Raw genomic sequence first — 8,207 nt, 5'->3', positions numbered from 1 at the left:
CGCGCGCGCTGCCGCTCGCCGGGGCCCCGTGGTCGACGCCGCCCGCGCGGACGAGCTCGTCTGAGGCGGGGCGCGGGGCGCGCCCGCCAGCCGCCCCCCCCCCCCCCCCCCCTCCGTGCCGTCCGGCGGTGGTGGGTCGCCGGCGGGCGGGGCGTCCCCGGCCGTCCCGTCGGCCGCCGCGCCCGTGCCCGCGCCACCAGCGCCTCCCCCGCCGCCCCGCGACGGGTAGAGCGTGATCCGCGACCCCGGCTCCGCGCTGCCGATCCGGCTCTGGCTCGCGATCACCCCGGCCGGCAGGTCGAACGCCGTGCTGCCGCCGACCACCGCCTCGAACCCGGCCCGGCGCAGCGCCTCGACCGCGGCGTCCCGGTCCAGGCCCACCACCGAGGGCACCGAGGACGACCGGCCCAGCCGGGCCTGGTCGGTCACCGGCGTGAACGCCGGGTTCGGCTGCCCGTCCGCGAGCGCCGCGTCCATGAACCCCTTCCACGCCACGCCCGCGATCGTGGCGCCGTAGACGTGCTGGTGCCGCCGGCCGTTGATCACCACGTTCTGCATCGGCGAGAACGAGTCCGGATACCCCACCCAGGTGGCCGCGGCCAGCCGTGGCGTGTAGCCGACGAACCAGGTCTGCTCGTTGCGGCTCGTGGTGCCGGTCTTCCCCGCCGCCGCGTACCCCGGCGTCCCGAGCGACCGCCCGGTGCCCTGCCACACGTGGCCGAGGGCGTGGTTGATCGTGGCGGCGATCTCCGGGTCGACCGCCTGGGAGCACGCGGCGTCCGGCACCGGCAGCGCGGCGCCGGACGGGTCCCGCACCCCGCTGACCGCCACCGGGGTGCAGAACAGCCCGTCGGCGGCGAACGCCGCGTACGCCCCGGCGAGGGCGAGCGGCGAGGTCGCCTCCGAGCCGAGGACGTTCGCCGCGTAGGCCCCGAACGGCTCGCCCTCGCGCCCGGGCGAGGACTGCGTGACGCCCAGGTCGGCGGCGCCCTGCATGATGTCGCAGAGGTCGAGCTGCATCGCCATCGAGAGGTAGCCGAGGTTCACGGACCGCTGGGTCGCCTGGAGGACCGACATCGAACCGGCGCCGCCCTCGGAGTTGCGCACCGGCCACGGCTGGCTCGGCAGCCGCGACCCGCACGCGGTGAACTGGTTCGTGTTCAGCGTGCGCGCGGTGCCGTCCACGGTGCGGCCGAGGTCGTTCCCCTGCTCGAGCCACTCCAGGAGCGTGAAGGGCTTGAGCGTCGACCCCGGCGCGAACCCGCCCGACCCGCCGTAGGAGTACGACGTGCTGTAGTTCACCGAGACCGCGGACCCGCCCGCCTCGGCGGTGTTGCCGAAGGTGCGGTTCTGCGCCATCGCGACGACCCGCCCCGTGCCCGGCTCGACGACCACCATGGCCGACCCCACGCCGGAGCGGTCGTCCACCGGCACGCGCGCCTTGACCTGCTCGTCCGCGAGCGCCTGCAGCCGGGTGTCGAGCGTGGTGGTGATGACCAGCCCCCCGCGGTACAGCAGGTCCGCCCGCTCCTCCGGCGTCTCGCCGAACGCGGGGTCGTGCCGGATCACCTGCGTGACGTAGTCGCAGAAGAACCCCGAGCCCGGGATCACGGCGTCCGCCGCCATGCAGCCGCTGCGCGCCTCGCTCACCCGCAGCGTCTCCTCGATCGGGGTCGCGACCGCCGCGTCGTGCTCCTCCGCCGTGATGTAGTCCTGGTCGCGCATGAGCATGAGCACGGTGTTGCGGCGCTGCTCGGCCGCCGCCGGGGACCGGGTGGGGTCGAAGGCGCTCGGGTTCTTGGTGATCCCGGCGATGGTCGCGGCCTCGATCAGGTCGAGCTCCGCCGCCGGCTTGCTGAAGTACCGCCGGGCGGCCGACTCGGCGCCGTAGACCGCCACGCCGAACGGCGCGATGTTGAGGTAGCTCTCCAGGATCTCCTCCTTGGTGAGCTCCTGCTCCAGCGCCACCGCCAGCCGCGCCTCCCGGAGCTTGCGGGCGTAGCCCTCGGCCCCGTCGGTCTCCTGCGCGGCCTCGACCCCGGCGTGGTCGCCGACGCGGGCGGACCGCTCGATGAGCACGTTCTTCACGTACTGCTGCGTGAGCGTCGACGCGCCCTGCTGGGACCCGGTGAGCTGGTTCTGCACCAGGGCGCGGGCCATGCCGGTCGGGTCGATCCCGCCGTGGTCGAAGAACCGCCGGTCCTCGGTCGCGACGACCGCGTGCTGCAGGTGCTCCGACACCGCGGCGAGCGGCACCACCACGCGGTCCTCCGCGAAGAACTCCGCGAACGGCGTGCCGTCCGCCGCCGTCATCACCGACCGCTGGGACAGCGGACGGCGCTCGAGGTGCGCGGGCAGGTCCTGCAGCATCTCCTCGCCGAGCTCGGTGGCGGTGCGCGCGGCCGCCGCGACCGGCATGAGCGTGCCGGCGAGCAGCAGGCCGCCCGTGCCGGACGCGAGCACGAACGCGAGCAGGAGCGCGAGCACCTGTGCCGGGGTCACCTGGACCCGGGGCGGGCGGCGGGGACGAGTCATGCGCGCGACGCTAGGGAGCGCGGCGGCACCCCCGGCCTCACCGGGTGGCGGGCGTAGGTGGACCTGCGAGGACGGCCGGGAGACGTGGTGAAGACGCCGTGCCCACCTACGGACCGACCCCGGTCAGGCGGAGGTCGGCTTGTCCACCGCGCCGCCGTAGCGGCGGTCGCGGCTCGCGTACGTCTCGATCGCGCGCCACAGGTGCCGGCGGTCGACGTCGGGCCACGGCTCGTCGAGGAACACCAGCTCGGCGTACGCGGCCTGCCAGATCATGAAGTTCGACGTGCGCTGCTCTCCCGAGGAGCGCAGGAACAGGTCGACGTCCGGCAGGTCGGGCTCGTCGAGGTAGCGCTGGACCGTCTTCTCGGTGACCTTGTCGGCCTTGAGCCGGCCGGCCGCCACGTCCTGCGCGATCGCCTTCGCGGCGTCGGCGATCTCGGCGCGGCCGCCGTAGTTCACGCACATGGTCAGCGTGCAGGTGCTGTTGCCGGCGGTCAGCCGCTCGGCCTCCTCCAGCTCCGAGATGACCGACCGCCACAGCCGCGGGCGGCGCCCGGCCCAGCGCACCCGGACGCCCCAGTCGTTCATCACGTCCCGGCGGCGGCGCAGCACGTCCCGGTTGAAGCCCATGAGGAACCGGACCTCCTCGGGCGACCGGGTCCAGTTCTCGGTCGAGAACGCGTAGGCCGACACGTGCTTCACGCCGATCTCGATGGCCCCGGCGACGACGTCGAGCAGCGACGCCTCGCCCGCGGCGTGCCCGGCGGTGCGCGGCAGCCCGCGGGCGTTCGCCCACCGGCCGTTGCCGTCCATGACGATCGCGACGTGCTGCGGGACGAGCTCCTTCGGCAGCACGGGCGGGCGGGCCCCGCTCGGGTGCGGGGGCGGCGGAACCGGCATCAGATCCTCTCGACCATCGGCAGCGAGCGCAGCGTGCGCTCCAGGTGGAACTGGGAGTACGCGGACACCAGGCCGTTGCCCTCCTTGCGGTGCCGCTCGGCGGACGCGTCGGCCACCGCCCAGTCGCCGGCGAGCAGCGCGGACAGCAGCTCGAACGTCTCCGGGGCCGGGGCGGTCGCGCCCGGCGGGCGGCAGGAGGTGCAGACGGCGCCGCCCTGCGCGACGGCGAACGAGTGGTGCGGGCCCGGCCGGCCGCAGCGGGCGCAGTCGGTGAACGAGGGGGCCCAGCCGGCGATCGCGAGCGCGCGCAGCAGGTAGGAGTCGAGCACCAGGCCGGGCGCGTGCTCCCGGGACGCCAGCGACCGCACCGCGCCGACCAGCAGCCAGTACTGCTGCAGCGCGGGCTCGCGCTCGGCCTCGACCAGCCGCTCGGCGGTCTCCAGCATCACGGTGCCCGCGGTGTACAGGGCGTAGTCCTCGCACACCGGCCGGCCGTACGCGCCGAGGGTCTCGACCTGGGTGACGACGTCGAGGTTCCGGCCGGTGTTCAGCTGCACGTCGATGTGCATGAACGGCTCGAGCCGGGAGCCGAACCGCGAGGTGGTGCGCCGGACGCCCTTGCCGACCGCGCGCACCTTGCCGTGGGTGCGGGTCAGCAGGGTGACGATCCGGTCCGCCTCCCCCAGCTTGTGGGTGCGCAGCACGATCGCCTCGTCGCGGTAGAGGCTCACGCTCGTATTGTCCCCCGCGACCGCCCCGGACCGCGCACCTGTTCGCCGACCGCGTGCCGCGCCCCCGCGGAACCTCCACCCGGACGCGGCGACGCCCGGCCCCGCGGCCGCGCGCGGGTGGGCGCGGCGGGCGGGACCGGGCGCTGGGACCGGTCGGGGGTGGCGCCGGCCCCGTCCTGGGGCCCGCGCGGGTCAGCGGGAGGCGGCGGCCTCGCGCTCGGCGCGGTTCACGGCCGAGATGATGGCCTTGAGGGAGGCGGTGGTGATGGAGGAGTCGATCCCGACGCCCCACAGGGTCCGGTCGCCCACCGCGCACTCGACGTACGCGGCGGCCGCGGCGTCGCCGCCGGCGGACAGGGCGTGCTCGGCGTAGTCGAGCACCTGCACCCGGGCGCCGACCTGGTCGAGCGCGGCGACGAACGCGGCGATCGGGCCGTTGCCGGACGCCTCGACGGTGCGGTCCACGCCGCCGTCGACGAGGTCGACCGCGAGGGTGTCCGGGCCCTCCTCGGCGCTGGTGGTGCGGGTGCCGCGGAGCGCGAACCGGCCCCACGCGTCCAGGTCGGACGCGGCGTCGACGGGCAGGTACTCGTCGGTGAAGATCCGCCACAGCACGTCGGCCGTGACCTCCGAGCCGTGCGCGTCGGTGTACCGCTGCACGACCTGCGAGAACTCGATCTGCAGGCGGCGCGGCAGGTCCAGGTCGCGCTCGGACTTCATCAGGTAGCTGATGCCGCCCTTCCCGGACTGCGAGTTGACCCGGATGATCGCCTCGTACGACCGGCCGACGTCCTTCGGGTCGATCGGCAGGTACGGGACGGCCCAGACGATGTCGTCGACGTCCTTGCCCTCGGCCGCCGCCCGGGCCTCCATCGCGTCCAGGCCCTTCTTGATGGCGTCCTGGTGCGAGCCGGAGAAGGCCGTGAACACCAGGTCGCCGCCGTACGGGTGCCGCTCGGGGACGGCCATCTGGTTGCAGAACTCGACGACCCGGCGGATGTGGTCGATGCCGCCGCCGACGGAGAAGTCGATCTCGGGATCGACGCCCTGGCTGAACAGGTTCATGCCGAGGGTGACCAGGCAGACGTTGCCGGTGCGCTCGCCGTTGCCGAACAGGCAGCCCTCGATGCGGTCGGCGCCGGCCAGGTAGCCCAGCTCGGCGGCCGCGACGGCGGTGCCGCGGTCGTTGTGCGGGTGCAGCGACAGCACGACGTTCTCGCGGTGCCGCAGGTGCCGGCCCATCCACTCGATGGAGTCGGCGTAGACGTTGGGGGTGGCCATCTCGACCGTCGCCGGCAGGTTGATGATGACCGGCTTCTCGGCCGTCGGCTCGAACACGTCCAGCACGGCGTTGCAGATCCGGACCGCGAACTCGAGCTCGGTGCCGGTGTACGACTCCGGGCTGTACTCGTAGAACACCTCGGTCTCCGGGATGCTCTCCTCGTACTTCTTGCACAGGCGGGCGCCGGAGACGGCGATGTCGACGATGCCGTCCTCGTCGGACCGGAAGACGACCTCGCGCTGCAGCACCGACGTGGAGTTGTACAGGTGGACGATCGCCTGCTTGGCGCCGGCGATGGCCTCGTAGGTCCGCTCGATCAGGTGCTCGCGGGACTGGGTCAGCACCTGGATGACGACGTCGTCGGGGATGCGACCCTCCTCGATCAGCATCCGCACGAAGTCGAAGTCGGTCTGCGAGGCGGACGGGAAGCCGACCTCGATCTCCTTGTAGCCCATCTGCACGAGCAGCTCGAACATCGCCAGCTTGCGGGCGGCGTTCATCGGCTCGATCAGCGCCTGGTTGCCGTCGCGCAGGTCGACTGCGCACCAGCGCGGGGCCTTCGTGATCTGCTTCGTCGGCCAGGTGCGGTCCGGCAGCTCGACCCGGATCTGGTCGGCGAACGGGCGGTACTTGTGCACCGGCATGCCGGAGGGCTGCTGGGCGGTGCGGGTGTGGTAGCTCATCGGGGGTCCTTCGCTTCGCGGGGTGCTGGGGTCAGCCGGCGCACCGAACACCGCGACGAGGATCCGGCCTAGAGGGCCTCGTCGCGGCGGCGAAGGAGGAGGCTGCGAAGCGTGAGCACGGTTCGACTGTACTCCGCACCACCGGGCGGACCGCAACCGCTCACCATCTGGACGGCTCAGGTGAGGGCGATCAGCTCGTCCCGGCTCCGCAGCACCAGGTGGCCGCCGATGGCCTCGACCGAGCGCACGCCGTCCTCGATCGGCAGCACCCACTCGAGCTCGCCGTCGGACAGCCGGCGGGCCTCCATCGTCGGCCGGCCCGTCGGCGAGCGACCGGCGCCCAGCACCGTCGCCCCGTCGGTGAGCGGCGCCCACCACATCAGCACCCGCTCGGGCGACTCCCACTCCGAGAGGCCCGTGCGGGCGGCCACGACCTGGTAGCCGTCGACGCCGAGGAGCACCAGGTGCCCCCCGGACTGCACCCGCACCGCACGGTATGTGTCGTGGCGCCACAGCTCCGCCCCGTCCGGCAGCGACCGGCCGACGAGCGTCCCGCCCTCGTCCATCACCAGGACGTCCGGCGGGGCTCCGTCGGAGGCCGTGATCGTCGGGAACAGCGCCCGGGACGAGAACAGCGGGCGCCCGGTCCGGTCGTGGACCACGCCGCCGTCGCCGCTGGACCAGGTGCCGTACACGTCGGTCGACAGCGACCCCACGATGAACGAGCGGGGCGGGGTGGCGGTGAGCTCGTCGCCGTCCGCGGCGTCGAGCACCGTCGCCGACCAGCCCTGCAGCAGCACGAACGACTCGTTCACCCGCAGCTCGGAGCCGCTGACGATCCCCTCGCGCAGCCGGAGCGGGGTGGTGCCGCGGTACCACCACAGGCGGTGGCCGTCCGCCCCGGCGTACCGGCCGACGCGCGCGTGGCCGTCCGCCCCGACCCGCAGCACCACCAGGTCGTCGCCGATCCGGTCGACCGCGGCGAGCCGGCCCGAGACCGTCCACCGGCCCAGCACGTCACCGGTGGCGGCGTCGAGCGCCGAGATCTGCGCCCAGCGCTCGTCCGGCGCGGGGAACGGGACCGTGCCGTGCGACCAGCCGCCGCCGGGCAGGACCGGCGGCTCGACCACGCAGAGCACGACCGGGCCGACATCGGCTCCCGTGTGCGGGCAGCCCGTCAGCGGCCGGGTGCCGGCGACCGGCCCGAGGTCGCGGGTCCACAGCCGCTCGCCGCTGCCCTCGTCGTAGCCCGTCACCTGGAACCGGCGGTCCCGCACCCCGGACACGACCAGCGCACCGGTCGCCGCGAGCACGTCGGCCGACCGCGGCACGGAGATCCGCCACCGCGCCCACGGCGGCCCGTCCAGCGGGGCGAGCATCCCGGGCGCGACGACGGCGGGCGGTGCCGGAGCCGCGGCACGCCCGACGGCGACGCCCGCCACGACCAGGCCCACGACGACGAGCACCGCGACCCACCGACGACGGCGGGGACGCGCCGACCGCGGCGGCCCCGGTGCGGGCGGCTCGTCCGGCGGGGACGGCGGGAGCCAGGTGCGGGGCCGTCCGGGCGCGCGCGGGCGGCCAGTGACGTCGACCAGCTCGACGTCCTGCATCGTCGCAGCAGACCGCAGGCGGCCCATGCGTCATCGTAGGCCCCTAGGCGCGCAGCCCCACGGCGAGCGCCAGGTCGCCGAACGCCACGAGCGAGCCGTCCGCCAGCCGCACACGCCGGTCCGGGAGGCAGACGATCCGCTGGCCGTCGGCGAGCGTCACGAGCGTGCCGTTGGTCGAGCCGCGGTCGACGACCCACGGCCCCTGCTCGTCGACGCCGAGCATGAGGTGCGTCTTCGACACCGAGCGGCCCGGGTCGGCGACGGCGACCGTCCGGACGCCGTCCTGCGGGTCGGGGTTGCGCCCCACGAGCAGCGGGCTGTCCAGCGCCGCGACCGTGCCGTCGGGGAGCCGGACCGCCCAACCGGCGCCCGGGCCCGGCGCGGGGGCCGGGGGCGCGGCGGGGAACGGGGCGGGCGGGACCGGGGGCGCGGGGGTCGCGGGGGCGCCGGCAGCGTGCGGGGC

The 8,207-nt window shown here is 74.8% G+C and carries 6 protein-coding genes; all 6 read right to left on the bottom strand.

Going from position 1 to position 8,207, the window contains the following annotated elements; genetic code table 11:
• The coding region (locus tag KVT14_RS19335) for a transglycosylase domain-containing protein (RefSeq protein ID WP_217617150.1) at positions 1–2,535 on the bottom strand (2,535 nt) is incomplete at its 3' end.
• 123 nt (positions 2,536–2,658) lie between these two features.
• Complete coding sequence (locus KVT14_RS19330) at positions 2,659–3,435, bottom strand: isoprenyl transferase (RefSeq protein ID WP_217617149.1); 777 nt, start codon at positions 3,433–3,435, stop codon at positions 2,659–2,661.
• Positions 3,435–4,166: a DNA repair protein RecO gene (gene recO, locus KVT14_RS19325; RefSeq protein WP_147793922.1), complete on the bottom strand. Its 732-nt coding sequence runs from the start codon at positions 4,164–4,166 to the stop codon at positions 3,435–3,437. The genes KVT14_RS19330 and recO overlap by 1 nt, the downstream gene beginning before the upstream one ends.
• A 192-nt stretch (positions 4,167–4,358) precedes the next feature.
• Positions 4,359–6,131: a 2-isopropylmalate synthase gene (gene leuA, locus KVT14_RS19320; protein WP_217617148.1), complete on the bottom strand. Its 1,773-nt coding sequence runs from the start codon at positions 6,129–6,131 to the stop codon at positions 4,359–4,361.
• A 176-nt stretch (positions 6,132–6,307) separates the two neighbouring features.
• Positions 6,308–7,771, bottom strand: a complete 1,464-nt coding sequence (locus KVT14_RS19315) for a PQQ-binding-like beta-propeller repeat protein (RefSeq protein ID WP_217617147.1) — start codon at positions 7,769–7,771, stop codon at positions 6,308–6,310.
• Between the two features lie 16 nt (positions 7,772–7,787).
• On the bottom strand, positions 7,788–8,207 hold a 420-nt coding region (locus KVT14_RS19310; protein ID WP_217617146.1), incomplete at its 5' end, for an FHA domain-containing protein.

This window comes from Cellulomonas sp. GbtcB1 (assembly GCF_019091725.1).
Classification (GTDB): Bacteria; Actinomycetota; Actinomycetes; order Actinomycetales; family Cellulomonadaceae; genus Cellulomonas.
This window is presented reverse-complemented; position numbering and strand designations above follow the sequence as displayed.

Coding starts and splice junctions, on each gene's coding strand:
- KVT14_RS19330 (WP_217617149.1), bottom strand. CDS start 3,435: ATGCCGGTTCCGCCGCCCCCGCACCCGAGCGGGGCCCGCCCGCCCGTG.
- leuA (WP_217617148.1), bottom strand. CDS start 6,131: ATGAGCTACCACACCCGCACCGCCCAGCAGCCCTCCGGCATGCCGGTG.
- KVT14_RS19315 (WP_217617147.1), bottom strand. CDS start 7,771: ATGGGCCGCCTGCGGTCTGCTGCGACGATGCAGGACGTCGAGCTGGTC.